General features: G+C 64.2%; 25 protein-coding genes. 12 read left to right on the top strand and 13 right to left on the bottom strand.

The genetic code is table 11. From position 1 onward, the window contains the following. The first annotated feature begins 234 nt into the window (after positions 1 to 234). From ccmA to DY201_RS04455, 5 genes are all read left to right on the top strand, one after another. On the top strand, positions 235 to 846 hold the full coding sequence (gene ccmA / locus DY201_RS04480) for a heme ABC exporter ATP-binding protein CcmA (RefSeq protein WP_115730170.1): 612 nt from the start codon (positions 235 to 237) through the stop codon (positions 844 to 846). A 219-nt stretch (positions 847 to 1,065) separates the two neighbouring features. Further along, positions 1,066 to 1,731, top strand: coding sequence for a heme exporter protein CcmB (gene ccmB, locus DY201_RS04470; RefSeq protein ID WP_115730168.1), 666 nt, complete (start codon positions 1,066 to 1,068; stop codon positions 1,729 to 1,731). 120 nt (positions 1,732 to 1,851) lie between these two features. Next, entirely contained in the window at positions 1,852 to 2,016 is a 165-nt protein-coding gene (ccmD, locus tag DY201_RS04465) for a heme exporter protein CcmD (protein WP_115730167.1), read from the top strand. Then, positions 2,013 to 2,591 carry a DsbE family thiol:disulfide interchange protein gene (locus DY201_RS04460; protein ID WP_115730166.1) on the top strand — a complete coding sequence of 193 codons (579 nt, stop codon included), beginning with the start codon at positions 2,013 to 2,015 and terminating at the stop codon, positions 2,589 to 2,591. Before ccmD ends, DY201_RS04460 begins: the two co-directional genes overlap by 4 nt. Positions 2,592 to 2,715: 124 nt before the next feature. Further along, a complete protein-coding gene (locus tag DY201_RS04455; RefSeq protein ID WP_115730165.1) occupies positions 2,716 to 3,606 on the top strand; it encodes a bile acid:sodium symporter family protein in 891 nt (296 codons plus the stop codon). Between the two features lie 125 nt (positions 3,607 to 3,731). On the opposite strand, the gene DY201_RS28910 is transcribed toward DY201_RS04455, so the two are convergent. The 7 genes from DY201_RS28910 to dapF form a co-directional block, all read right to left on the bottom strand. Next, positions 3,732 to 3,899 carry a hypothetical protein gene (locus DY201_RS28910; RefSeq protein ID WP_165916121.1) on the bottom strand — a complete coding sequence of 56 codons (168 nt, stop codon included), beginning with the start codon at positions 3,897 to 3,899 and terminating at the stop codon, positions 3,732 to 3,734. 131 nt (positions 3,900 to 4,030) lie between these two features. After that, positions 4,031 to 4,564, bottom strand: a complete 534-nt coding sequence (locus tag DY201_RS04450; RefSeq protein WP_115730164.1) for an NADPH-dependent FMN reductase — start codon at positions 4,562 to 4,564, stop codon at positions 4,031 to 4,033. A gap of 41 nt (positions 4,565 to 4,605) precedes the next feature. Continuing rightward, positions 4,606 to 5,220, bottom strand: a complete 615-nt coding sequence (locus DY201_RS04445) for a pyridoxamine 5'-phosphate oxidase family protein (RefSeq protein ID WP_115730163.1) — start codon at positions 5,218 to 5,220, stop codon at positions 4,606 to 4,608. Between the two features lie 9 nt (positions 5,221 to 5,229). Continuing rightward, positions 5,230 to 5,877, bottom strand: a complete 648-nt coding sequence (locus DY201_RS04440; protein WP_115730162.1) for a septation protein A — start codon at positions 5,875 to 5,877, stop codon at positions 5,230 to 5,232. A gap of 3 nt (positions 5,878 to 5,880) precedes the next feature. Next, complete coding sequence (gene ftsY / locus DY201_RS04435; RefSeq protein ID WP_115730161.1) at positions 5,881 to 7,623, bottom strand: signal recognition particle-docking protein FtsY; 1,743 nt, start codon at positions 7,621 to 7,623, stop codon at positions 5,881 to 5,883. Between the two features lie 13 nt (positions 7,624 to 7,636). Then, positions 7,637 to 8,920, bottom strand: a complete 1,284-nt coding sequence (gene mtaB, locus DY201_RS04430) for a tRNA (N(6)-L-threonylcarbamoyladenosine(37)-C(2))-methylthiotransferase MtaB (protein WP_115730160.1) — start codon at positions 8,918 to 8,920, stop codon at positions 7,637 to 7,639. Beyond that, positions 8,920 to 9,804 (bottom strand): diaminopimelate epimerase, encoded by an 885-nt coding sequence (gene dapF, locus DY201_RS04425; RefSeq protein ID WP_115730159.1) that lies wholly within the window; start codon positions 9,802 to 9,804, stop codon positions 8,920 to 8,922. The genes mtaB and dapF overlap by 1 nt, the downstream gene beginning before the upstream one ends. A 220-nt stretch (positions 9,805 to 10,024) precedes the next feature. On the opposite strand from dapF, the gene DY201_RS04420 reads away from it, so the two are divergent. Both DY201_RS04420 and zapE read left to right on the top strand, forming a co-directional pair. Further along, positions 10,025 to 10,567 (top strand): AprI/Inh family metalloprotease inhibitor, encoded by a 543-nt coding sequence (locus DY201_RS04420; protein ID WP_115730158.1) that lies wholly within the window; start codon positions 10,025 to 10,027, stop codon positions 10,565 to 10,567. 117 nt (positions 10,568 to 10,684) lie between these two features. Further along, positions 10,685 to 11,872 (top strand): cell division protein ZapE, encoded by a 1,188-nt coding sequence (gene zapE / locus DY201_RS04415; RefSeq protein ID WP_115730157.1) that lies wholly within the window; start codon positions 10,685 to 10,687, stop codon positions 11,870 to 11,872. Here the strand turns inward: zapE and DY201_RS04410 are convergent. Next, entirely contained in the window at positions 11,858 to 12,583 is a 726-nt protein-coding gene (locus DY201_RS04410; protein ID WP_115730156.1) for a ceramidase domain-containing protein, read from the bottom strand. The genes zapE and DY201_RS04410 overlap by 15 nt on opposite strands. A 199-nt stretch (positions 12,584 to 12,782) precedes the next feature. On the opposite strand from DY201_RS04410, the gene DY201_RS04405 reads away from it, so the two are divergent. The 4 genes from DY201_RS04405 (at position 12,783) to DY201_RS04390 (ending at position 16,016) form a co-directional block, all read left to right on the top strand. Then, positions 12,783 to 13,556: a DUF1223 domain-containing protein gene (locus tag DY201_RS04405; RefSeq protein WP_115730155.1), complete on the top strand. Its 774-nt coding sequence runs from the start codon at positions 12,783 to 12,785 to the stop codon at positions 13,554 to 13,556. 385 nt (positions 13,557 to 13,941) lie between these two features. Further along, entirely contained in the window at positions 13,942 to 14,328 is a 387-nt protein-coding gene (locus DY201_RS04400) for a DUF2794 domain-containing protein (protein WP_115730154.1), read from the top strand. Positions 14,329 to 14,475: 147 nt separating this feature from the next. After that, complete coding sequence (locus tag DY201_RS04395) at positions 14,476 to 14,994, top strand: GNAT family N-acetyltransferase (protein ID WP_115730153.1); 519 nt, start codon at positions 14,476 to 14,478, stop codon at positions 14,992 to 14,994. After that, positions 14,991 to 16,016 (top strand): histone deacetylase family protein, encoded by a 1,026-nt coding sequence (locus DY201_RS04390; protein ID WP_115730152.1) that lies wholly within the window; start codon positions 14,991 to 14,993, stop codon positions 16,014 to 16,016. The genes DY201_RS04395 and DY201_RS04390 overlap by 4 nt, the downstream gene beginning before the upstream one ends. On the opposite strand, the gene DY201_RS04385 is transcribed toward DY201_RS04390, so the two are convergent. Then, positions 16,017 to 16,568 (bottom strand): DUF308 domain-containing protein, encoded by a 552-nt coding sequence (locus DY201_RS04385; protein WP_115730151.1) that lies wholly within the window; start codon positions 16,566 to 16,568, stop codon positions 16,017 to 16,019. Between the two features lie 235 nt (positions 16,569 to 16,803). On the opposite strand from DY201_RS04385, the gene DY201_RS04380 reads away from it, so the two are divergent. Beyond that, positions 16,804 to 18,873 (top strand): putative bifunctional diguanylate cyclase/phosphodiesterase, encoded by a 2,070-nt coding sequence (locus tag DY201_RS04380; protein WP_115730150.1) that lies wholly within the window; start codon positions 16,804 to 16,806, stop codon positions 18,871 to 18,873. Between the two features lie 12 nt (positions 18,874 to 18,885). On the opposite strand, the gene DY201_RS04375 is transcribed toward DY201_RS04380, so the two are convergent. The 4 genes from DY201_RS04375 to DY201_RS04360 form a co-directional block, all read right to left on the bottom strand. After that, the gene (locus DY201_RS04375; RefSeq protein WP_172582916.1) at positions 18,886 to 19,749 is read right to left on the bottom strand and encodes an SDR family NAD(P)-dependent oxidoreductase; all 864 of its coding nucleotides are present in this window, start codon (positions 19,747 to 19,749) and stop codon (positions 18,886 to 18,888) included. Between the two features lie 37 nt (positions 19,750 to 19,786). Then, positions 19,787 to 20,230 carry a nuclear transport factor 2 family protein gene (locus DY201_RS04370; RefSeq protein WP_115730149.1) on the bottom strand — a complete coding sequence of 148 codons (444 nt, stop codon included), beginning with the start codon at positions 20,228 to 20,230 and terminating at the stop codon, positions 19,787 to 19,789. Between the two features lie 27 nt (positions 20,231 to 20,257). Next, positions 20,258 to 21,163 (bottom strand): NAD-dependent epimerase/dehydratase family protein, encoded by a 906-nt coding sequence (locus DY201_RS04365; protein WP_115730148.1) that lies wholly within the window; start codon positions 21,161 to 21,163, stop codon positions 20,258 to 20,260. 76 nt (positions 21,164 to 21,239) lie between these two features. Beyond that, entirely contained in the window at positions 21,240 to 22,847 is a 1,608-nt protein-coding gene (locus DY201_RS04360) for a copper resistance CopC/CopD family protein (RefSeq protein WP_245431889.1), read from the bottom strand. Positions 22,848 to 22,867 lie beyond the last annotated feature (20 nt).

The raw sequence follows: 22,867 nt of genomic DNA, 5'->3' as shown, positions 1-22,867 counted from the left end.
GCATGCAATCACGCGCAAAGGTGCGGGTACGGCCATTTCCGCTGTCCGGTCCCAAGCAACCCGAGCCGTTCAAGGCGGCGCGTGCGCTGGTTCGGCGCAAATTCTGTTTCCATGCCGACCGCTGGCATGGTCGAGTGGCATATAGAGAATTTATTGGAATAGTTCTAGACGGAGATTCGCCTATTTTGCTGCGACGCAAAGCGGCAGCGAGATGGTTTCGGCGACGGGGGAAGAATGCTGCTGATCGCAGAAAGTCTCAGCGGTGAACGAGGCGGAGAGACGGTTTTCGACGGCGTCGACTTCGCGCTTGCCGAGGGCCAGGCGCTTGTCGTCACCGGCCCGAACGGCTCGGGCAAGTCGACCCTGCTGCGCGTCGTCGCCGGCCTCCTGCCGCATGCATCGGGACGAATCAGCATCGAGGGCGGCGGCGAGGCGTTTTCGACGGTCGCCTCCGCCTGCCATTATCTCGGCCACCAGAACGCGATGAAGTCGGCCCTGACCGTCCGCGAGAACCTGGAGTTCTGGCGTGACTTCTGCGGCGACGGCAAGCTCGGCATATCGGAGGCCCTCGATGATGTCGGCCTGGGCGGCATCGGCCACCTGCCCTTCGGCTACCTCTCGACCGGCCAGAAGCGCCGCGCCGCGATCGCCAAGCTGCTCATCAGCCACCGCCCGGTCTGGCTGCTCGACGAGCCGACAGCGGGTCTCGACAAGGCGTCCGATGCGCGCTTTTCTGGCTTGATGCAGGGCCATTGCGCTTCGGGTGGCATCGTCGTCGCCGCCACGCATCTGCCGCTCGGGCTGGAGGGGGTGAAGACGCTGGAGATGGGGCGGGTGCATGTCTGAAAGCACTGCGCTCCTTCGCACCCCCCTCTGTCCTGCCGGACATCTCCCCCGCAGGGGGGGAGATCACACTGTGGGCCGGTCGTTGCCAATCGCCAACTCTACAGGAGTGCCGGCGAAGCTGAAGCTGCCGATCTCCCCCCTTGCTAGGGAGATGTCCGGCAGGACAGAGGGGGGTGGGAAGGAACACCATTTCTCCGCGCACATCTATGGAGGGCATCCATGCTAGCCCTCTATCTCCGTGACCTGCGCATGGGCATCCGCGCCGGCGGTGGAGCCTTGACGGGCGTGCTGTTCTTCCTCGCCGTCATCGCCACCATCCCCTTCGGCGTCGGACCCGACCTCAACCTGCTCGCTCGCATCGGCCCGGCCATTCTCTGGATCGGCGCTCTGCTCGCCAGCCTGCTCGGCCTCGACCGGCTGTTCCAGGCCGACCGCGAGGACGGCTCGCTCGATCTTCTGGTGCTCAACGCAGACCGCCACATGCTGGCGCTGACGGTGCTGGTCAAATGCCTGGCGCATTGGACGGCAAGCGTTTTGCCGCTGGTCATCGCAGCCCCCCTGCTCGGCCTGTTCATGAACATGGAGCCCATCGGCATCGGTGCTGCGGCGCTGACCTTGCTCGTCGGTACGCCGGCCATCGTCTTCATCGGTGCGACGGGTGCCGCCGTCGCCGTCGCCCTGCCGCGCGGCGGGCTCCTGATCTCCGTGCTGGTGCTGCCGCTGGTCATCCCGGTGCTGATCTTCGGCGTCACGGCAAGCTATGGCGCTGTCAACGACCCCGACCCGTTCACCCCTCCATTCCTGATTCTCTGCGCGCTGACGATGTTTCTGGCCGTCATCGGCCCGCTGGCAGCGGCGGTAGCACTTCGCTCGGGCACCGACTGATGACGTTTCCTTCAACCACAGCGGTGCGGCGCGGCGTCAGATTGCGCAGCGGCACGCGCGCCGCTAAGTGAATGACATGCTCGGAAACAGAGACATGACCAAGCCTTGCCAGGGTGCCCGATGAGCGCCCACGCCCTCTATGTCACGGCGGCTTACGCCGTCTCGGCGATCGCCATCACAGGTCTGGTGCTGTGGATCCTGGCCGACCAGCGCGCCCGCAAGCGCGAGATGGCGGAACTTGAGGCGGCCGGCCACCGCCGTCGTTCGGACAAGGCAAAGGCATGAGCATCGACAGCCAGAAGCAGGCGGCGCGTCCGCGCAGGCTCATGGTCCTGTTGCCGCTGCTGATTTTCCTGGCACTCGCCGGCCTGTTCCTGGCGCAGCTGCTGTCCGGCCGCGACCTCACCGCAGTACCCTCGGCGCTGATCGGCCAGACCGCACCGAAGACCGAACTTCCGCCACTCGAAGGCATGCAGGTTCCCGGTCTGGACTCGGCCGACTTCACCGGCAAGGTAACGCTGGTCAATGTCTGGGCATCGTGGTGCGCGCCATGCCGCGAGGAGCACCCGGTGCTGCTCGAGTTGTCGAAAGATCAGCGTTTTTCGATCGCCGGGCTGAACTACAAGGACAAGCCCGAGAACGCCCGCCGCTTTCTTGGTGATCTCGGCAGCCCCTACAAGGCGATCGGGGTCGACCAGAACGGCCGCACGGCAATCGACTGGGGCGTCTATGGCGTGCCGGAAACCTTCCTCATCGGCAAGGACGGAAAGGTTGCCTTCAAGCATGTCGGCCCGCTGTCGCCGGACGCGGTGACCACGACGCTGATGCCCGAAATCGAGAAGGCACTCGCGGCTCAATAGCGACTGATGAAGCCGCTTCGCGCCCTGCGTGCGAATCATCGGGATTTGCACTACGTTTTCATACAACCGCTAGGGAGAGATGCGTCGTGACGGCGCAGCAAGCGGCCGTTTGGGGGAGGCGTAGATGCAAGACAGTTCCGCGCTCATCATATTTCTGCCGTTGGCGCTCGGCGTCATCATGCTCGGCCTCGGCCTATCACTGACGGTCGAGGACTTCAGAAACGTTCTGCAAAAGCCCAAGGCGGTGGTCGTCGCGCTGATCTGCCAGACCGTCATCCTGCCGCTGGCGTGTCTCGGGCTGATCTATGTCTTTGGCCTCGAGCCGGCGCTTGCGGTCGGCATGATGCTTCTGGCAGCAAGCCCGGGCGGCACCTCGGCCAATCTCTACAGCCACCTGGCCGACGGCGACGTCGCGCTCAACATCACGCTGACGGCGATCAACTCGGCGCTATCGATCCTGACCCTGCCACTGATCGTCAACTGGTCGCTCATGCAATTCATGTCGGGCGACCAGGCGATCCCTCTGCAATTCGCCAAGGTGATGCAGGTATTCGTCATCGTGCTCGGCCCGGTGCTGATCGGCATGTGGCTGCGCAGCCGCTTCCCGGCCTTCGCCGAACGCATGGCGCGGCCGGTGAAGATCTTCTCGATGCTGTTCCTGTTTGCGGTGGTTGCCGTAGCACTTGTCCAGGAGTGGGAAACGCTCAAGGCCTGGGGCCCGATCGTCGGCCTGGCAGCCCTTGCCTTCAATCTCGTCAGTCTCGGCGTCGGCTACTTCGTGCCGCGTGCCGCCGGCATCGAAAAGCGCCAGGCAACCGCGATCGGCATGGAGATCGGCATTCACAACGGCACGCTGGCGATCGCCATTGCGCTGAGCCCGCTGTTGCTGAACAACGCAACGATGGCGGTTCCGGCAGCGATCTACGGGCTGATCGCCTTCATCACGGCGGCAATCTTCGGCTACTGGCTGAAGCAGTCACACGGCCGCGCGGCGGCGACAACGCCAGTGCACTGAGCCGAAGCGGGCCGCAGTCCCGACTGCCGGAAAGAGAAAAGGCGCTTGCGGCATCCCCTTTGGGGGGCCCTGGCGCCCTTGTCGCAACGGCCGGTCGGACACCGGCCGGAAGTTTTGGCCCGGGCTTAGCCGTAGACCTGCTTGTAGGCCTGGAACAGCATCTCGCTGCGGTCGGCGCGCATGTCGGCCAGGTCGCGACCCGAGAAGCCGTCGATCTCGGCAACAAGGCGCTTGTACTGCTTGCGCTTGGCGGCGCTCTGACGCGCGCGGGTCAGAAGGTTGTCGAACAACATCTTGCGTTCCTTTCGTCTGCCGCCCAATGCGGCTTGAACAGACCTCCCTGATCGATCCGAACATGACATAGGAACCGCTGCGCCGCAAAATAAGATGCTGCAACGCAGCAATGCACAGCGCGCATAACGAGTTAACGAGTACGAACAAAGTTGGAGAACGCCGACAAAGCGTCCCGCATCGATTCGATGGTGACAGCGTCGGCGAGAATCTCGTCCATCTCCTGCGGCCTCTTGCCGAGCAGCGCGATGGTCAGGTCTTGCCCGTCAAAGAGGTCGAAGGACATCGTTTTCATGATCTCGGCAAGGGCGTTGCGGGCAAAATGCGAGCGCGGCGAGGCATGAACCTGCATCGCAGGCTTGCCGACGGCTGCGTCGCGTGAAACCAGCCAGTCCAGCGCGTTCTTCAGTCCGCCAGGCACGCCATGGGCGTATTCAGGACAAGAGACGATCACGCCGTCGGCTCGCGTAACGGCATCGATGAGCGCAGTCACCTCCTGCGGCGTGCGTTCACCCTCGTCATCGGGATTGAAAATCGGCAGGCGGCCAAGCCCATCATAAACGCGGAGATGGCAACCAGGTGGCGCAATGCGCGCCAAGGCAGCAACAAGCGCATTGTTGGTGGAGGCAGCCCGCAGGCTGCCGGAAATGGCGAGGATACTCATCAACGCAGGCCGCCAAACGTCGGACGATTCGTGTCCGTCGAAACCTACCACATGCTCTTGCGGTAGGACTCGTCCAGCGAGCGGTCGAGCGTTTCGGCATTGTCGGCAAGCGCCAGCTGGTCGCGCAGGATCTGTCCGAGCGTCGGCAAGGTGTCGCGGTCAGGCCAGCTGGCAGGTGCCCAAAGCTCGGAGCGCATGAACGCCTTGGCGCAATGCATGTAGACCGCCTTGATGGCGACGACCATGACGGTGACCGGCGGCTTGCCCTCGGCAGCGAGCCGCTCGCGCAGGCCCGGGTCGGCGGTCAGTCGTGCATCGCCATTGATGCGCAATGTCTCGTTCATGCCCGGGATCAGAAACAGCAGGCCGACAGCCGGGTTGACGAGCACGTTTTCGAGCGTGTCGAGCCGATTGTTGCCCGGGCGGTCGGGAATGGCGATGGTGGCATCGTCGAGGATGGCGACGAAACCCGGCTTGTCGCCCTTGGGCGTAACATCGGCGTTGCCCTTGTCGTCGGCCGAGCCGATCAGCACGAATGGGCTGCGCGCCAGGAAGCCCTTGGCATGATGGTCGAGGCGGCGGAGTTCCTTCCTCACCGCGCCGTCGCCGGGCGCGCGGTAATGTTGACGCAGCGCTTCGCGGTCGGCGATGAACTCCATGATGACCTCTTACTTATGTTCTTCCAGTGAATGGCGCATGATGAGCGGCATCTGGCTGAAAGTGAAGAGCAAGGTTATCGGCATGATGCCCCAGACCTTGAAAGCCACCCAGGTGTCGGTCGAAAAAGACCGCCAAACAACCTCGTTGACCACGGCAAGAAACAGGAAGAACAGGCCCCAGCGAAAGGTCAGCTTGCGCCAGCCTTCGGCATCGAGGCGGAAGGCGGAAGCAAAGACGTAGCCGAGCAACGACTTGCCGAACCACAGCCCCCCCAGCAGGATGGCACCAAACAGCGTATTGACGATTGTCGGCTTCATCTTGATGAAGACGTCGTCCTGCAGATACAGCGTCAGCGCGCCGAAGACGAAGACGACGATGCCGGAAATCAGCGGCATGATCGGCAGCGAGCGTGTCAGCAGCCACGAGGCAGCCAGCGCAATCGCCGTTGCCGCCATAAACAGGCCGGTGGCGATGAAGATCGGTCCGCCGAGCTCGGCCAGCGTCGGGAAGCGCGACGCAAGCCATTCGCCGCGCGCATTGGCAAAGAAGAACACCACCAGCGGCCCAAGTTCCAGCACCAGCTTGAGCAGCGGGCTGACTTCTTCCTTCTTGGTTTTCGGGTCGGAAGGATCGCGTTCGAGGATGGGTGCGTTCATGAATCAGGCGACTCCTGCGATCGCCTTGGCGAAATCGCTTGCCGAAAAGGGTTCGAGATCGTCGACCTGCTCGCCGACGCCGATGAAATAGACCGGCAGCTTATGTTTGGCGGCGATTGCGACCAAAATACCGCCGCGCGCCGTGCCGTCGAGCTTGGTCATGACCAGGCCGTTCACACCTGCGACATTGCGGAAGATCTCGACCTGGTTGAGCGCATTCTGGCCGGTGGTGGCGTCGACGGTCTGCAGCACCGTGTGCGGCGCTTCGGGATCGAGCTTGCCGAGCACGCGCACGATCTTTTCGAGCTCGGCCATCAGTTCGGTCTTGTTCTGCAGGCGGCCGGCCGTGTCGATGATCAACACGTCCGAGCCGGCGGCCTTGGCCTGTTCGAAGGCATCATAGGCAAGTCCCGCTGCATCCGCGCCGAGCTTGGTGGCGATGACGGGCGATTTCGTCCGCTCGCCCCAGATCTTCAGCTGCTCGATGGCTGCAGCACGGAAAGTGTCGCCGGCGGCGAGCATGACAGACAGCCCGCCCTCGGTCAGCTTGGCGGCAAGCTTGCCGATGGTCGTGGTCTTGCCGGTACCATTGACGCCGACGACAAGGATGACATGCGGCTTGTGCGACAGGTCGAGCTCCAGCGGCAGCGCCACCGGCTGCAGCACCTTCTCCACCTCGACCGCCATGATCGAGCGGACCTCGTGGTCGGAGACGTCCTTGCCATAGCGGCTCGACGCCAGCGCGTCGGTGACGCGAAGCGCGGTCTCGACGCCGAGATCGGCGCGGATGAGCACGTCTTCGAGGTCCTGAAGCGTGTCTTCGTCCAGCTTTCGCTTGGTGAAGATGCCGGCAATGTTGCCGGACAGTTCCTTGGACGAGCGCGACAGGCCCTGGCGCAGGCGCTGGAACCAGCTTTGCCGCGGCGCAGGCACCGCCACGTCCACGACCTCGGCCTTCTGCTCGACCTTCTTTTGGACGGTGACCTTGCCTGCGGACGGCTTTGGCTCCGCTGCAGGTGCTGGTTCCACGGGAGCGGGCACGAGAGCTGCAGGCTCGGAAACGATTTCGCGCAGCGCGGCAACCGGCTGCCCTGCCTCGACCGCTGTTGCGACTGGTTCAGCCACTTCGGCTGGCGCAGCTTCCTCGATGACAGGATCGACGGGACGTGCCTCAGCCACAGGCTCTGCCGGCTGCAGCGCTTCGACGACGGGTTCTTCGACAACCGGCTCCGTTTCAGGGCCGCGCATCGCCGGCTCCGGCGCCGCGGGCACCGGCTGGGCGGGGATTTCCTCGGGCAGTTCGGGCGTCAACGGCTCCGGCGGGACCGGAACTTCTGCTGGCGCGGGTTCGGGTTCGACAGGGCTTGGCGCAGGCGTCGGCCGCTCGGCAGGCTGCTCTGGCTCGGGCGCCGGAACGTCCGGTACGGGCTCGGGCTTTGGCTCTTCCTGCGGGACAGGCTGCGGTGTGGGCTCGACCGGCACCGGTCGCTCGGCCGGCTTGGGCTCGGGAACGACTGGTGGCGCGGGCGGTGTTACCGGTGCAGGTTCCGGCTTCGGCTCCTCGGCGAGGGCGGCAGGCGCATCGGCGACGTCAGGCGCTTCCGCAGCAACCGGGATTTCCTCGGCCGGCTTGAGCGCTTCCAGCGCATCAAAATTCAGCGGCGGCAGCACTTCATTCTCGGCCGGTGGCTCGACCGTCTCCTTCTTTCCGAAGGAGAAAACTTTCTTGATGAACCCGAATGCCATGCGGTCGCTTTCGTCAGGCCGCGCGCGCGGCGGCCGGTGCCGCTACAAGCCGCTCGCCGTCATGTCCGGCAATGTCGACCTCTATGATTTCGCCCGCAGCACCCTGATCGAGCGCAACGAGCGTAAAACCTTCCGTCCGGCCGAGCCCCTCGCGCTCGACAAGTACCTTCTGGCACGAGCCCTTGAGGCTTTCGAGATGGCGCGCATAATTGACGTCACCGGCGGCGCGCAGGCGGGCGGCGCGCTGCTTGACGATCTCGCGCCGGACCTGCGGCATGCGCGCGGCGGGCGTGCCCTCGCGCGGGCTGAACGGGAAAACGTGGAGATGGGTCAGACCGCACTCCTCGACGACACGGATCGAATTCTCGAACATCTCGTCGGTCTCGGTCGGGAAGCCGGCGATGATGTCGGCGCCGAAGACGATGTCGGGGCGAAGCTTGCGCACATCGGCGCAAAACTTGATCGACTGGTCGCGCAGGTGGCGGCGCTTCATGCGCTTCAGGATCATGTCGTCGCCCGACTGCAGCGACAGATGCAGATGCGGCATCAGCCGCGCCTCTGTGGCGACCGCCTCGAGCAGGTCCTCGTCGGCCTCGATCGAATCGATCGAGGACAGACGCAGGCGCTGCACATCAGGCACCTGGCGCAGGATGGTCTTGACCAGCTTGCCCAGACGCGGTGCGCCGGGCAGGTCGGCGCCATAGCTGGTCATGTCGACGCCCGACAGCACCACCTCGGCATAACCGTTGCCGGCGAGACGCTTGATCTGCTCGACCACCGCGCCCATCGGCACCGAGCGAGAATTGCCGCGGCCGTAAGGAATGATGCAGAAGGTGCAGCGATGGTCGCAACCGTTCTGGACCTGCACGAAGGCACGCGCGCGGCCCTCGATGGCATCGACCAGATGGCCAGCCGTCTCGCGCACGGAAAAGATGTCGTTGACGCGGGCCTTCTCGAAATCGTTGACGCCGAAGTCGGGCAGCGCCCGGTAGTTGTGCGCCTTGAGCTTTTCCTCGTTGCCGAGCACCAGGTCGACCTCGGCCATGCCGGCAAAGGCCGCAGGGTCGGTCTGGGCGGCGCAACCGGTAACGATGATGCGTGCGTCCGGGTTTTCGCGCCGCGCCTTGCGGATCGACTGCTTGGCCTGGCGCACAGCTTCGCTCGTCACCGCGCAGGTATTGAAGATGACCGCGCCACCCTTGAGTTCATCAAGGCCTGCGGCCTTGGCCTCGCGCTTCACCACCTCTGACTCATAGGTGTTGAGGCGGCAGCCGAAGGTAACGACGTCGACCGCCATCAGGCGACGTCCTGCTGGTCGCGGCGCCAGGCGCCGGTGGCCGGGTTGAAGCTGCCGGAGAATTCCCATTCGGCCGGGCCGGTCATGACGACGTGGTCGTCGGCGCGCCAGTCGATCTTCAGCGTCCCGCCGCTCGGCACGGTAACGGTCACGCTACGACCGGTGCGGCCGGTGCGCGCGGCGGAAACGGCGGCAGCACAGGTAGCCGAGCCGCAAGCCAACGTCAGGCCGGCGCCACGTTCCCAGGTGCGCAGGTTGAGCGTCTCGGTCGAGGTCACCTGGGCGATCGAGATGTTGGCGCGCTCGGGGAAGATCGGATGGTTTTCGAGCAGCGGACCGAAACGGTCGAGGTCGTAGGACCAGACGTCGTTGTCGACCCAGAAGATGGCGTGGGGATTACCCATCGAGGCAACCGATGGCGAATGCAGTACAGGCGCGTCGATCGGCCCGATCTGCAGCTCGATGGCGCGCGTGTCACGGAACTCCTCGGCAAGCGGAATGTCCTGCCAGCCAAAGCGCGGAATGCCCATGTCGACGGAAATCGACCCGTCCTCATGTTCTTCGGCATTTAGGATGCCGGCGATGGTCTCGAAGGTGAACACCTTCTGCCCGGTTTCGGCGGCAAGCGCCTGCACGACGCAGCGCGTGCCGTTGCCGCAGGCCTGGGCGTGGGTGCCGTCGGAATTGATGATCTCGATGTAGTTGACCGTACCCGGCGTGCGCGGGTCGTGGATCGCCATGATCTGGTCGAACTTGGTCGCCGGATCGGCCGCCAGCGCAATCGCCGCGGCAGGCATAACGCGATCCGCGCGGCCGCGCATGTCGGCAACGATAATGTCGTTGCCGAGCCCGTTCATCTTGGCGAAAGGGGCCTCAATGGCCATGGTCGGTAAGTCTCGCGGCTGTTTGGGGCCTATATGGCGGAAACATCGCCGAATTACCAGTCTCGCGCCACGCTGGCCTATTGAGACAATTTTGCAACAATTTCATACGCAAACCCTATTTTAACCATATCAGGTTGAAATTCTGCCAACTTCGCCGCTTTAGAGGCGAACTGTCGATCGCGCGGGGGCGCCCCCAGAACTGCCCCACGGAGGGAATGCAATGGCTTTTTCGAAAACCGGCCTGCTGGCCGCATCGCTGGTGGCGCTTCTGGCGGCAGCCGGCTGTAACAGCACGCGCCTTTCCTCGATGGACACCCAGCCGGCCCCGCTGCCTGCGGCACCCGCCGGCACGGTGACCAGTGGCCAGCTGCCGCCACCCTCGGCACCGGGTGCCGCTGGCGCCTCGCAGTTCCCGGCCGCCCCGGCACAGACCCAGGTCGCAGCCCTGCCCGCCGACGGTGGTGCTGCCGCCGCCAACGCACCCGACATCACCGCAACCAGCGTGGCTGGCGTGTGGAGCGCTTCGGTTTCCGGCCAGAGCTGCAAAGTGGCGACGCCGCAGACCAAGTTCGGCCAGGGCTTCCGTGCCGGCCCGCTGCGCTGCCCGGCACCGATAGACGGCGTCAAATCATGGAACGTCGCCGGCAAGCAGCTGACCCTGTTCGATGAAGCCGGCTCGCCGCTGGCCAGGCTCTATCAGTCGGGCGAAGGCCGCTTCGACGGCCAGACCTCCAACGGCCTGCCGATTTCGCTCAACCGCTAAGGCATGACGCCGAAGATCGGATTCGATTTCGCGACCGGATCATGCATAGGTTTTTGCGCGTCCGCTCGGACGCGCGGCAACAAACATCAGACGTTCGTATTCGTGCCAGAGTGAGCCATGCACCTGCGTGACGGCCTACAGACCCATGTGACCGTCAGGCAGCGTTACGACCATCTGGTCGAGCTGGGCAACATCCGCCACGACCCGGCGCAGCTTAAGATCGTTGCAGCGCTGGACAAGCTTATCGACGAGATTTCCGACAAGAGGCTGGCGCGCAAGTCGAGCGCGTTGGGCTGGCTTTTTGCCAGACGCAAGCCGCAGCACGAGCACGTCAAGGGGCTCTACGTCCATGGCGGCGTCGGCCGTGGCAAGACCATGCTGATGGACATGTTCTTCGAGCTGGTGCCGGTCAAGCACAAGCGCCGCGTCCATTTCAACGACTTCATGGCCGATGTGCACGACCGCATCCAGAAGCAGCGGGCCGCGCGCAAGAATGGCACCTCGCGCGACGACGACCCGATCCCGCCTGTGGCGGCAGCACTTGGCGAAGAGGCTTGGGTGCTGTGCTTCGACGAGTTCTCGGTTACCGACATCGCCGATGCGATGATCCTGTCCAGGCTGTTTTCAGCACTGTTCGGACGTGGCGTCGTGCTCGTCGCCACCTCCAATGTCGCGCCCCGCGATCTCTATCGCGACGGCCTCAACCGTCAACTGTTCCTGCCCTTCATCGGCATGCTCGAGCAGAATACCGCAGTGCTCAATCTCGATGCCGACACCGACTACCGGCTGGAAAAGCTGGATCGGGTGCCGGTCTATATCAGCCCGCTCGGCGAGGCTGCGGACAAGGCGATGGACAAGGCTTGGGCAAAGGTGACCCACGGCGCCACGGCCGAACCGGCCACCGTCGCGGTCAAGGGTCGCAAGGTCGCCGTGCCAGCCGCCGTCGCCGGCTGCGCGCGCTTCGCTTTTGCCGATCTGTGCGAAAAGCCACTTGCGGCGCGCGACTATCTCGCGATCACCGCGCACTACAAGACCATCTTTGTCGACCATGTGCCTGTACTGGCGGAAGCCAACCGCAACGAGGCCAAGCGTTTCATCCTTCTGGTCGACACGCTCTACGATCAGCACATCAGGCTGGTGATCAGTGCCGCCGCCACGCCCGACAAGCTTTATGTCGGCAGGCGCGGCCATGAGGCCTTCGAGTTCGACCGGACGTCGTCGCGGCTTATCGAGATGCAGGGCGCCGAATGGCTCGACGGCTGGGCCGAAAGGAACACCGAGCCGGCGGCTTCACTGGCCGGGTAAGGCACCGTCCGCCGTCTTGCGCGCGGGATTTTCGCGACGTACCTGTCCTGCGCGCGGCGTGCCGTAGCGCGTCGTCGCGGCAAGCAACACGCCGAGCATCAGCCCGTCGAGCATATGCCACATGAAATGCGTGCCGATGGGCAGTGCATCGCAGACCAGGGGGTCCATGACCCGGCAGGTGACGGCAGCCAGGAAGATCATGGCCGCGGCAATGTTATACCAGCCGGCGCGACTGCCACTGGCGATGACCACGCAGCCGAAAAAGATCAGCGCCAGGAACGGCGGCAGGTAGCCGGTGGTGCCGTTGGAGGCGACGCGCAGCCAGTCGGGCACCATGTAGGTGACGAACCCGACAGCGATGTAGAAACCGAAGAAGATCAGCAGCGCCTTGGGCCATGCCATGCCGGCAAAGCGACGCAGGTTGAACAACGAATAGACCAGCGTGAAACCGGCGATCGGAACGATGTCGCCCCATTTGGTCGCCTCGTTGGCAAAGGTGTGGAACAGCGTCGAGCCGATGCCGATCGCCACCACCCACCAGCCCAGAACCTCGGCGAACGTACCTGCATTGCGCCGCCGCGCCTCGTAGACACCCCAAAGGCCAGCAGCGAAAAAGGCGATGTTGCTTGCGGCATTGAACGGCTCGGCCCAAAGACCGATGTCAGTGCGTTCGCAATAGAGATCGAGATGTTGGCTGAACTGTTCCAGCATCACCTTGCCTCACCAGAGCCCAATTCTACCGCCGCCAAGCAATTTGCATAATGGTAATTTGTCCCGACAGGCTGACGTAGCGGAAACGCCACTTGTTGAAAATTTCACCGCAACGTGACTTCCCGTTGAATGAGGCTTCTGCCACATATTTCAGCACTACAAAAAAGCCGGTTTCGCCGGCTGAGGATCTGGATCGGTCATGGAGTTTCGCAGATATTTTCGGCTGGCAGCCGTGGCGCTGGCCCTTGCCGGGTTTACCGGCGCAACGCATGCCGACTCGACAACCAAGGCACCCGTGCGCCCGATCGGCGTCATAGAACTCTTCACCAGCCAGGGCTGCAATTCCTGTCCGCCGGCCGACGAGTTGTTTGCCAAATTCGCCGCCCAGGACGACATGGTCGCGCTCGCCTATCACGTCACCTACTGGGATTACCTCGGCTGGCAGGACAAGCTTGGCAGCAACGACAACACCGAACGCCAATATGCCTATATGCGCGCTTTTGGCGCGCGCTCGGTCTACACGCCCCAGGCCGTCATCAATGGCCGTACCCACGTCAATGGCGCCAAGAGCGCGGACGTCACCGGCGCGCTCGACAAGCTTTCCGAGACCGGCCAGGGCATGAATGTCGACCTCAAAGTCACCGATAATGGTGATACCTTCACCATCGAGGTCGGCGCTGCCGCCGGCCCAGCCAGTCCCGCCCATGTCGTGATCGTGCATTATCAGCCACCGCAGATGGTCGACCTGCAGAAGGGCGAAAACAAGGGCCGCAGCGTCACCTATTGGAATGCCGTGACCGACCTGCACACCGCCGGCATGTGGCACGGCCAGATGCAACGGTTCGAGCTGCCCAAGAGCGAAGTGGAAAAGAAGGGTGGCTGCGCCGTGCTGTTGCAGGCTGTCGGCAAGGACGGCGTGCCCGGCCCAATTCTCGGCGCGGCAGTGGTGCGCAAGCCGTCCAAGGCGCTGTAGCAGCAAAAAAGCCGACGCAGGCTTTTGGCCAGACGTCGGCTTCAGATTTTGGGATCGTCGCACCTCGTCCTGAAAAGGAACCGAGGTTGGTTCGATCCGACTCTAGCCCGTGGGCGGGGGGCTTGGGGTTTACGAGCCGGTGCCGGACCGAACCGTCTCAGGCAACGAGGGTAAATTCGTCGGACAATGGGGCGTCAGCGCGGATAAAAAACGGCAGGAATGTGGCGAGTCATCACCAATTCCGACAGTCTGTCTCGCAAACGTTACCGCTACGGCAAGCTACCTTACACTCTTCATACAGCTGTTGCTTCGCCGTTCCGGGTTGCAATTCGGGTGCGAATGCGCGATTCTTTAGCCGAGGTCATGTTCTGCAAGGGAACGATTGATGACTGATCGCGCTGCTGGGGCGGAGGATGGCGAGACATCCGCAGTTTTGATCCCGCTCCATGAGGCCCGCAGGGAGCGCCAAGACCTCCCTGTGGCATTCGAGAGACGGGAACTCGACCAGATTCTCAGGCTCTACGGACGCATGGTCGCCGCCAATGAGTGGCGCGACTACGCCATCGACCATCTCAGCGACCGCGCCGTCTTTTCGGTTTTTCGTCGCACCAGCGAAACCCCGCTGTTCCAGATCGTCAAGGATCCCAAGCTCGCCCGCAAGCAGGGCGCCTTCTCGGTCATTGCCGCCGGCGGTCTGATCCTAAAGCGCGGCCACGAACTGGCCCGTGTCCTCGGCGTCTTCGACAAGCGCCTGAAGGTGGTGGAAGCCTAGGCCGCATCGACCGGCACCAAGCGCCAGCAACAATGCTTTGCGACGTATCGGGCCATGATGCCGCGATGCTTGCGCCAGAGGCTTATTCCCCCTCCCCACCCCTTGCCCGGATGCTATCAATTCCGCGACTGAATGCGGAATGCACCTATGGACACCAAAAGGACCGAGCCAGCCGGCATCGCTATCCGGCCAGCGACCGCAGACGACTCGCCGTTGCTGATGAAGGCGATCATCGGCCTTGCCGCGCATGTCGGCGAGGCCGACGGCGTCGCCTGCACCGAAGACGACATCAGGCGCTTCGGTTTTGGCGAAAAGCCGGCCTTCGAGGCGGTCATTGCCGAAGTGGACGGCGTTTTCGCCGGCATGTGCCTGTTCTTTCCCGTCTTCTCGACCTGGTATGGTCGACCAGGGGTCTTTGTGCAGGACCTGTTCGTCGACCAGCGGTTCCGCAGCCTCGGCGTCGGCGAACGGCTTTTGCGCCATGTCGCCAGGCATTGCCTGAACGGAGGCGGCGTCTACATGCGCCTGGCGGTCGATGACGACAACGCCCGGGCGCATCCCTTCTATGTGAGGCTCGGCTTTGAATGGACGAGCGACCAGAGATCCTACATTGCCAGCGGACCGACATTCGCAGCGCTGAGCGAAACGACGGGGGAGCCGACATGAAGACCTTTTATGCCGAGGAACAGAAGCGCCACGATCCCAAGGCATTTCTGTCGATGGGAATGCAAAAGCCCAATCCGGAGCAGCCCGAACGCGTCGAGCGCCTGCTTGCGGGAGCCCGCGCGGCCGGCTCGGCGATCCACCGTCCGGCCAATTACGGCCTCGCCCCGATCGCGGCAATCCACTCGCCCGAATATATCGAGTTCCTGACCCATATCTTCGAACGCTGGCAGCGCATGGAAGGGGCTTCCGCCGAGGTCATTCCCAACATCCATCCCTTTACCCGCAATGGCAGCTACCCCGCCGGCGCTGCCGGCCAGGCCGGCTACCACATGGCCGATACCGCCTGTCCGATCTCCGCCGAAACCTTCGACAGCGCCTGTTGGAGCGCCCGGAGCGCGGTCGCCGCAGCCGAGGCGGTGCTGTCGGGCGAGCCGGCGGCCTATGCGTTGTGCCGTCCGCCTGGCCATCACGCCTTTTCCGACGTTGCCGGCGGCTTCTGCTTCTTCAACAATTCGGCCATCGCCGCCCAGCGGCTGCGGTCGACGGCGTCGCGCGTCGCCATCCTCGACGTCGATCTTCATCACGGCAACGGCACGCAAGGCATCTTCTACGCCAGATCGGACGTGTTGACCGTGTCGCTGCATGCCGACCCGAGCCGCTTCTATCCGTTCTTCTGGGGCCATGCCGACGAACGCGGCGAGGCTGCCGGTCTCGGCTACAATCTTAACCTGCCCTTGCCGCGCAAGTCAGGCGATGTCGAATTCCTCGAAGCCCTGGACCACGCTATCAGCCGCATCCAGGCTTTCGCGCCTGACGCGCTCGTCGTGGCCATCGGGCTCGATGCCTTCGAGGGCGATCCATTTGGCGGCCTGTCGGTGACCACGCCGGGCTTTGCCCGCATCGCCGAAGCGATAGCCCGGCTCGGCCTACCGACTGTCATCGTCCAGGAAGGCGGCTATCTCTGCGACGCGCTCGGCGACAACCTGACCGCCTTCCTGACGGGTTTCGCTGACGCGCGCTGATCAACGCGCCGCACGAATGCTCCAGGCGCGGTAGAACAGCAGCAGCGCGTAGGCGAGCATCAGGATCATGGCGATGCGCAACAGTGTTTCGGCGCTCGAGAGCGGCACGAACATCAATGCCAGGCCGAAGGCGGCATAGACCGCGCCGCCGACAAGCGTCGGCCACAGCCGCGTCTGCCGCTCGCTGTCGAGGAAGCTCGATGCCATCTCGATCAGGCCGACGAGCAGCGCCAGCAGGCCGACGATCCACGTCAGCGCCGACAAGGTGAAGATGCTGGTCAACAGGCCGCTGGCGATGACGATGGCGCCCGCGGCGATCGACAGCAGGTTGCGGATCAGCCCGAGCGTCTGGCCGGTCGTGCGTGGCGGCGAGCGGTCGAGCGTCACCAGACCCAGGATGCCATCGACGAGCAGCAGCCCGCCGCCGACCAGTACCAGCAATTGCACCGCCTGGGACGGATAGAAGAATGCGACCAATGCCGCCGCCGCAATCAGAACTCCCCGCAACGCGGTCAGCGTCGCGTCGAACCCCTTGGTCTTGCCCTCGGCCATGCCCCTGCTCCTAATCTGAGACAACCATTTGTCGAAGAAATGCGCGCGGTTCGCAACCACATTGCAGCGAGCAATCTTCCCACCGCGGAAAGCTCGCGGCCAGCGCACACATCACGACCGAATGCCCGCACCGCGTGAACAAAAGCCCGCTTAGATTAGGAATTTCTTTCATCTTTCGGGAGGAGACTTAGCCACGGCCCGACCAGACAGTCTTGGCCGGCATGGGGGCGTGGCAATGTTCAAGGTCATTTCCTGTCTTGCTTACGAGCATGACTATTCATTCGTCGTGGTCGCCGCGATTGTCTGTATTGCCGGCGCGGCCATGACCATTCGGCTTTTCGAACGCGCCTCTCGTCTCTCAGTCGGCGCCCGCTCCTCTTGGATCATGCTATCCGGCATCGCTTGCGGGGCTGCAATCTGGACCACCCACTTCGTTGCTATGCTCGGCTTCCAGTTGCCGTTCGACGCGGCCTTCGACCCGCTGTTGACCATCGCGTCACTGCTCATCGCTATCGCCTTCACAGCCGCTGGGCTGCATCTTTCGGCAACCCCGCCCAACGGACTGCCCGTAGAGACCGGCGGCGCGGTGATCGGCGCCGGCGTGGTTGCCATGCATTTCACCGGCATGAGCGGTTTCGAGATCGCCGGCCGTATCGAGTGGGATGCCGGTCTCGTCGAGGCTTCGATCCTGTTTGCCGTGGCATTCGGCGCGCTCGCCATGCATTTGGCGGCACGGCAGCGCATTCGCTACGCTAGGCCTCTGTCGGTCTTGGCCCTCGTGCTCGCCATCTGTGCCATGCACTTCACCGCCATGGGTGCTGCCACCATCGTGCCCGATCCTTCGGTTCCGGTGCCGACAAAGGTGTTCTCGAGCGAATTCCTTGCCGTTCTGGTGCTTGCCACCATGGCGATCATCGCCGGACTGACACTTTACGTGATGGATGCCAAGTCGCAGCGCGAACTGGTCGACAGTTTCCGCCATGCGGCACAGCATGACCCGCTGACCGGCCTGCCCAACCGCGCCTTCCTGTCCCACAACCTGCCCGACATGCTCAAGCGCAGTGCCGCTGCCGGCAAGGAAGCCGCAGTCATCGTCGTCGATCTCGACCGCTTCAAGGAGATCAACGACGTTCACGGCCACCATGCCGGCGACATGCTGCTGCAAACGGTGGCCAACCGGCTGAAGATCCTGACCGGCCCCGGCGAATTGGTGGCGCGTGTCGGTGGCGACGAGTTCATCGCCGTCAAACAGGATATTTCAAGCAAGGAAGAGGTCGACCGCTTCGTGATCAGGCTGGTGTCCGGGGTGCTCGACCCGGTTCAGAACAAGTCCAAGACGCTGTCGGTCGGCGCCAGCATCGGCATCAGCCTGTTCCCGCACCACGCCAGCGATGCCGACGAGCTGATCGGCGCGGCCGACCTTGCCATGTACCGCGCCAAGCGCGCCGTGACCGACAAGGTCTGCTATTACGACCGCTCGATGGACGAAGGCCGGCGTGAGCGCAGCGCGCTGGCCATGGAACTGCGGCACGCGCTTGAGCGCGACGAGTTCGAACTCTACTACCAGCCGCAACTCGACATGCAGACCGGCGAGGTCACCGCCTATGAGGCGCTGCTGCGCTGGCACCATCGCGAACGCGGCCTCGTCGCGCCGGAAGAATTCATTCCGATCGCCGAGGAGAACGGATTGATCATCCCGATCGGGGAATGGGTGCTGAGGACCGCCTGCGCCGAGGTTGCCGGCTGGCGCAAGCCCTACAAGATCGCCGTCAACATCGCCGCTGCACAGCTGGTTCAGGCCGACCTGACCAAGGTCGTGCACGAGACGCTGCTTTCAACCGGGCTTGCCGCCTCGCGGCTGGAGCTCGAGATCACCGAAGCCAGCATCATCGAGGACCGCGACCGCGCCCTGCACGTGGTGCGCCAGCTCAAGGCGCTCGGCGTCACCATCGCCATGGACGATTACGGCGTCGGCTACTCCTCGCTGTCGACGCTGCAGATCTTCCCCTTCGACAGGGTCAAGATCGACCGCTCCTTCGTCGAGGACGTCGCCAATGACAGCGCGGCGGCGGCGATCGTCAGGGCGACGATCCTGCTTGCCAATGACCTGCGCATCCCGGTGCTGGCCGAAGGCGTGGAAAAGCGGGAGAACTTCGAGTTCCTGCGCGCTGAAGGCTGTACCGAGATGCAGGGTTTTCTGTTTGGCCGACCGCTGCCGCTGTCGGAGATCGCAAGCCTCGTCGGTCGCAACGAGGTTCCCGGCAACATGCGCTCGGAGTTCACCCGGAGATCGAGCGCCGCCTGAGGTCAGGCAGCCCTAAAGCGCTTCCGGCCGGGGCGTGTAGCCGTCGGACTGGATGACCGGCAGATGCGTCCAGGCGTCATTGGTCATGCGCATCCACGCACCTGCCGCAAGCACGCCGCCATCGACATGGATCGTCGTGCCCGAAACCCAGCCCGAAAGCGTGTCCGACGCCAGAAACAATGCGGCACCCGCCGAATCCGAACCCTCGCCGAAGCGGCCGATCGGAAACCAGCGCTTGAGGTGTTCGAGGTTTTCCTTTGGCACACGCGGCGTCGCCACGATCTGCGCCGAATTGGTTGTTTCGGGCGCAATGGCGTTGACGCGGATGCCATGCTGGCCAAGCTCGACGGCAAGGCTCTGGGTGAAGCCGGTGACCGCTGCCTTGAACGCCGAATAGACAACCGTCATCGGGATGCCGCGGAAGGCCTCGATGGTCGAGACGTTGATGATGCTGCCGCCCTGCCCGCTTGCACGCATCAGCGGGATCGCCGCCTTGCTGACATGGAACATGTGCAGCAGGTTGACGTGGTAGAGCGCGTTCCATTCGTCCTCGGTCGACTGCTCGAACGGCGTCTTGAAGCCGAGATAGTCACCAACATTGTTGACCACCACGTCGAGCCGGCCGAAGCGGCCGCGCACCGCCGCGATCAGACCTGCAACGTCACCCGCCCTGCGCACGTCGGCCTCGAGGACGAGGTGATCAGCCCCCAGCGTCTCGCGCACCGAAGCCGCACGGGCGGGGTCGATCTCGGCGACCGCGACCTTCATGCCGGCACGCGCATAGAGCTCGGCCGTGGCGCGGCCGATACCGCCGCCGCCGCCGGTTACCAGCGCCACTTTGCCAGCAAGGCCAAGGATGGAGATTTCGTCGGGCATCTTGTCCTCCGCCGTCGATGGTTGCGGCGCTTGCGGCTCAGCTCGCCGCGTCCTGCGCCTCATATGTGTGGGTGCCGACAACGACCAGCTCGCGGCGCGCAAGGCGCCATCCGTCAGGCGTGCGGGCGAAGCGATCCTGATAGCGGATGGTCATCTCGTAGCAGAGGTACCGGCCGGCCGGATCGCGGAAGTAATGGCGCGCGATGCAATAGGTCTCGCCTTCGGCACCGCCCTCGACCGGCCTGACCGCCTGGTTGAGCACGGCATGGAAGGTCTTGAGATAGCGGCTGGCGACCATCGCCGGAATGCCGCGCAGCTGCGCGAGACCTTCGAAGGTTCCGCGCGGCGCAATGACGGCACCATCGGCCGTGAACTGCGCGGCGAGAAGGTCGCCATCGCCGGTGTCGACGGCGTAGGCATAGCGCTCCGACACCCGCCGCAGCGCCACCTCCATCAGCAGATCCGCCTGACTATCCGCCATGACTTTCTCCCTGATAATGCGTTGCGCTTACTGACCCGAGACCTGGGCGAAGACTTCGCGCAGCGCCCGCTGCACATCGTTGCGGCGATAGCCCAAGAGCTTGGTCTCCTCCGCATCGGGCTCATAGGCCAGGATGTTTCCACGGCCCGGCACGATGAACATATCGGGCAACAGCGGATGCTCCTCATTGCGTTCCTCGACCCGGTGCGGGTTGCCGACGGCGTCGAACAGCGACTGGAAATACTGCTGGAAGGTCAGGTTCTCGTCGCCCACCAGATAGGCCTTGCCGCTCTCGGCGCGCTGGAACGCGCCCCAGATCGCTTCCGCCAGCGACTGCACCGACATGTAGTTGGTGCCGCCGGGCGGCGCGAAGATGGGCATCGGCGTCTCGCCGCGCGCATAGGCCATCAGCGTCTCGTAACGCTTGGTCGGCAGGCCGGGCACGTAGCCGACGATCGACGGCGGGTTGAGCGTCGAGACGTTGAAGTCGTCGGTTGCGAGCGCGCGTACGCCCTCGTCGGCCAGGCTGCGGCCACGCACATAGGCGTTGGTCTCGACGAGATCGGGCATGACCTGGTGATAGTAGCTGCCGATATGGACGACGCGGCGCACGCCGGCCTTGCGCGCCAGCTCGACAAAGGTCGGCACGCCCTCGATCTGCATCTTGGTCCAGAACTCGTTCTCGTTGACGCCCTTGGGCAGATGGCGGATGTCGTTGCCGGCGGCAAACAGGATTCCGTCGAAAGGCGCGAGGTCGGCCGCCGAGAAATCGCCCTTGGTGTAATCGCCATAGATGGTTGGATAGGCCGCCATCGGGGTCGCCTCAGGCGCCGGCTTGCGCGCCGCCAGCACCACCTCGTTGCCTTGCGCCTTGAGATAGCCGGCGGTGTGGCCGCCGATCATGCCCGTTCCGCCAATGATGAGGATTTTCATGCGCGCGCTCCCGGGCATCTGCAAAAAGATGCGCGGACGATAGGCGGCGTTACGTCTGCGGCATCGTCCGTATCGACTACCAGCCGATGGCCGGACGAATGGCGACCTCGCCGTTCAGCTCGACCGGCTGCCCTTCTGATATGTCGATGTCTATGGCGACGGTCCATGTACCCGATGCCGGCAGGTCGAGCCTGTCGATCCGCCAGGTGCCGTCGCCGGGCTTGTAGGCTTTTGCCTCGATCTCGGCGGAGCCGGGCTGGCTCAGCCGCAACACGACCTCGCGCGCATCGAGCGGACCGAAATCGCCCGTCATCACCATGATGGAGGCGCTGGCCTTGCCGGCATGGCCTGGGGTTATCGCGAAGTCCGCCATGGCCTCAGCCGTGTGGATGTGGATCGCGGCGGGCTCGGTTGCCTCGATGGCCAGCACGCGCGGCGGCGGCGTGAAGCGGAAGCCGGCGACGAGGCCGAGGATCGCCACCATCAGCAGCGTTTCCACCACGATGTTGCGTACCAGCAGGCGCTGCGGACCGGCTTGCTCAGCAAGAACAGGCTGGGTCAGGTGCCAGCGATTGACGCCGGCGAGCCCAAACAGTGCCGCCGCCAAGACGAGCTTAGTCGACAGAAGCAGACCGTAGTTGGTGTGCCAAAGCGCTGGCAGCGCCTCGACCTGGATAACCGTCAGTACGAGGCCAGCAGCAACCAGCGCCGCGACGACATAGGGAATGACGGCAGAAAACCGCCGCAGCGCCTGCTCGGCGCTTTGCCCACCCTCGCGCCAGGCAAAGGCCAGCGGCAGCAGCGCACCGGCCCATAAGGTTACGCCCGTGCCGTGGACGAAGACCATCGGCCGGGTCAGCCATTGCGGCGCGGCTGCACTGGCATGGCCGCTCGCAGCCAAGGCGACGCCGACGGCGGCAAGGCCGGCAAGGGACAACACGCGCGACAGGCTGGCATCGCTGGCCAGCGCCAGCAGCGCCAGCGACAAGGCGATGAAGGCGATCGCCGCCGTGAAGGCATAGCTGGTCGCGGCCGCGGCGTGCCACACCATCTCCTCGCCGAACAAGGAGAGTGGCGCGCCGAGCGCATCGAGACCTTGCAGGCCGAACGAGATAGGGGTGGCGATCAGACCCGCCGTGAGCAGCGCACCAATGGCGCCAACGCCGAAATGCTTGCCGGGCGTAAGCCAGGTGAGTGCGAAAGCGCCGCCGACTCCAAGAAACAGGCCGAGATAGAACACCAGCTTGGCGCCCCAGATGGCGAGGCGAAGCGACTTGTCGTCAGACTGGGGTGCAGCGGGAGGCGTGGCGCTCGGACTACCGAGCGAGAATGCCAGAACACCCGCGACCGGATGCCCATCGGAAGAGACGACGCGCCAAGACAAAAGGTAGGTGCCGACGGTTTCGTTACTCGGCAAGGCGATTGCCAGATCGGCACCGGCTGACTTGGCGCTCAAGCGAGCCGCAGTTCCGTCAGGTGCCCGAAGCTCGATGACCAGCGGCGTCACCGTCTCGCTGAAGCCGAGCACGACCTCGGCGGGGGCCGACTGCAGCACTGCGCCTTCGACCGGCGCCGACCGCAGCAGCGAGGCGTGGGCGTGTGCCTGCGTCGCGCCCAGCAGGACGCTGACCGCAACGACGAGGCCGTACAGAAAAATGAGCAGGCGCGCGCCGTCGCCGGCCATGCCGCTCCCGGTCAGGGAAG

This window comes from Aminobacter aminovorans (genome assembly GCF_900445235.1).
In the GTDB taxonomy this organism is placed as follows: domain Bacteria; phylum Pseudomonadota; class Alphaproteobacteria; order Rhizobiales; family Rhizobiaceae; genus Aminobacter; species Aminobacter aminovorans.
The sequence above is the reverse complement of the archived record's forward strand: the minus strand, read 5'-3'. Positions and strand labels throughout refer to the sequence as shown.

Bases quoted from the DNA above. Each gene is read 5' to 3' on its own strand.
- ftsY (WP_115730161.1), bottom strand. From the start codon at position 7,623: ATGGCATTCGGGTTCATCAAGAAAGTTTTCTCCTTCGGAAAGAAGGAG.
- dapF (WP_115730159.1), bottom strand. From the start codon at position 9,804: ATGGCCATTGAGGCCCCTTTCGCCAAGATGAACGGGCTCGGCAACGAC.
- DY201_RS04405 (WP_115730155.1), top strand. From the start codon at position 12,783: ATGGAGTTTCGCAGATATTTTCGGCTGGCAGCCGTGGCGCTGGCCCTT.
- DY201_RS04455 (WP_115730165.1), top strand. From the start codon at position 2,716: ATGCAAGACAGTTCCGCGCTCATCATATTTCTGCCGTTGGCGCTCGGC.
- DY201_RS04390 (WP_115730152.1), top strand. From the start codon at position 14,991: ATGAAGACCTTTTATGCCGAGGAACAGAAGCGCCACGATCCCAAGGCA.
- DY201_RS04365 (WP_115730148.1), bottom strand. From the start codon at position 21,163: ATGAAAATCCTCATCATTGGCGGAACGGGCATGATCGGCGGCCACACC.
- ccmB (WP_115730168.1), top strand. From the start codon at position 1,066: ATGCTAGCCCTCTATCTCCGTGACCTGCGCATGGGCATCCGCGCCGGC.
- ccmD (WP_115730167.1), top strand. From the start codon at position 1,852: ATGAGCGCCCACGCCCTCTATGTCACGGCGGCTTACGCCGTCTCGGCG.
- DY201_RS04400 (WP_115730154.1), top strand. From the start codon at position 13,942: ATGACTGATCGCGCTGCTGGGGCGGAGGATGGCGAGACATCCGCAGTT.
- DY201_RS04370 (WP_115730149.1), bottom strand. From the start codon at position 20,230: ATGGCGGATAGTCAGGCGGATCTGCTGATGGAGGTGGCGCTGCGGCGG.
- ccmA (WP_115730170.1), top strand. From the start codon at position 235: ATGCTGCTGATCGCAGAAAGTCTCAGCGGTGAACGAGGCGGAGAGACG.
- DY201_RS04460 (WP_115730166.1), top strand. From the start codon at position 2,013: ATGAGCATCGACAGCCAGAAGCAGGCGGCGCGTCCGCGCAGGCTCATG.
- zapE (WP_115730157.1), top strand. From the start codon at position 10,685: ATGCACCTGCGTGACGGCCTACAGACCCATGTGACCGTCAGGCAGCGT.
- DY201_RS04380 (WP_115730150.1), top strand. From the start codon at position 16,804: ATGTTCAAGGTCATTTCCTGTCTTGCTTACGAGCATGACTATTCATTC.
- mtaB (WP_115730160.1), bottom strand. From the start codon at position 8,920: ATGGCGGTCGACGTCGTTACCTTCGGCTGCCGCCTCAACACCTATGAG.
- DY201_RS04385 (WP_115730151.1), bottom strand. From the start codon at position 16,568: ATGGCCGAGGGCAAGACCAAGGGGTTCGACGCGACGCTGACCGCGTTG.
- DY201_RS04445 (WP_115730163.1), bottom strand. From the start codon at position 5,220: ATGGAGTTCATCGCCGACCGCGAAGCGCTGCGTCAACATTACCGCGCG.
- DY201_RS04420 (WP_115730158.1), top strand. From the start codon at position 10,025: ATGGCTTTTTCGAAAACCGGCCTGCTGGCCGCATCGCTGGTGGCGCTT.
- DY201_RS04395 (WP_115730153.1), top strand. From the start codon at position 14,476: ATGGACACCAAAAGGACCGAGCCAGCCGGCATCGCTATCCGGCCAGCG.
- DY201_RS28910 (WP_165916121.1), bottom strand. From the start codon at position 3,899: ATGTTGTTCGACAACCTTCTGACCCGCGCGCGTCAGAGCGCCGCCAAG.
- DY201_RS04375 (WP_172582916.1), bottom strand. From the start codon at position 19,749: ATGCCCGACGAAATCTCCATCCTTGGCCTTGCTGGCAAAGTGGCGCTG.
- DY201_RS04440 (WP_115730162.1), bottom strand. From the start codon at position 5,877: ATGAACGCACCCATCCTCGAACGCGATCCTTCCGACCCGAAAACCAAG.
- DY201_RS04360 (WP_245431889.1), bottom strand. From the start codon at position 22,847: ATGGCCGGCGACGGCGCGCGCCTGCTCATTTTTCTGTACGGCCTCGTC.
- DY201_RS04410 (WP_115730156.1), bottom strand. From the start codon at position 12,583: ATGCTGGAACAGTTCAGCCAACATCTCGATCTCTATTGCGAACGCACT.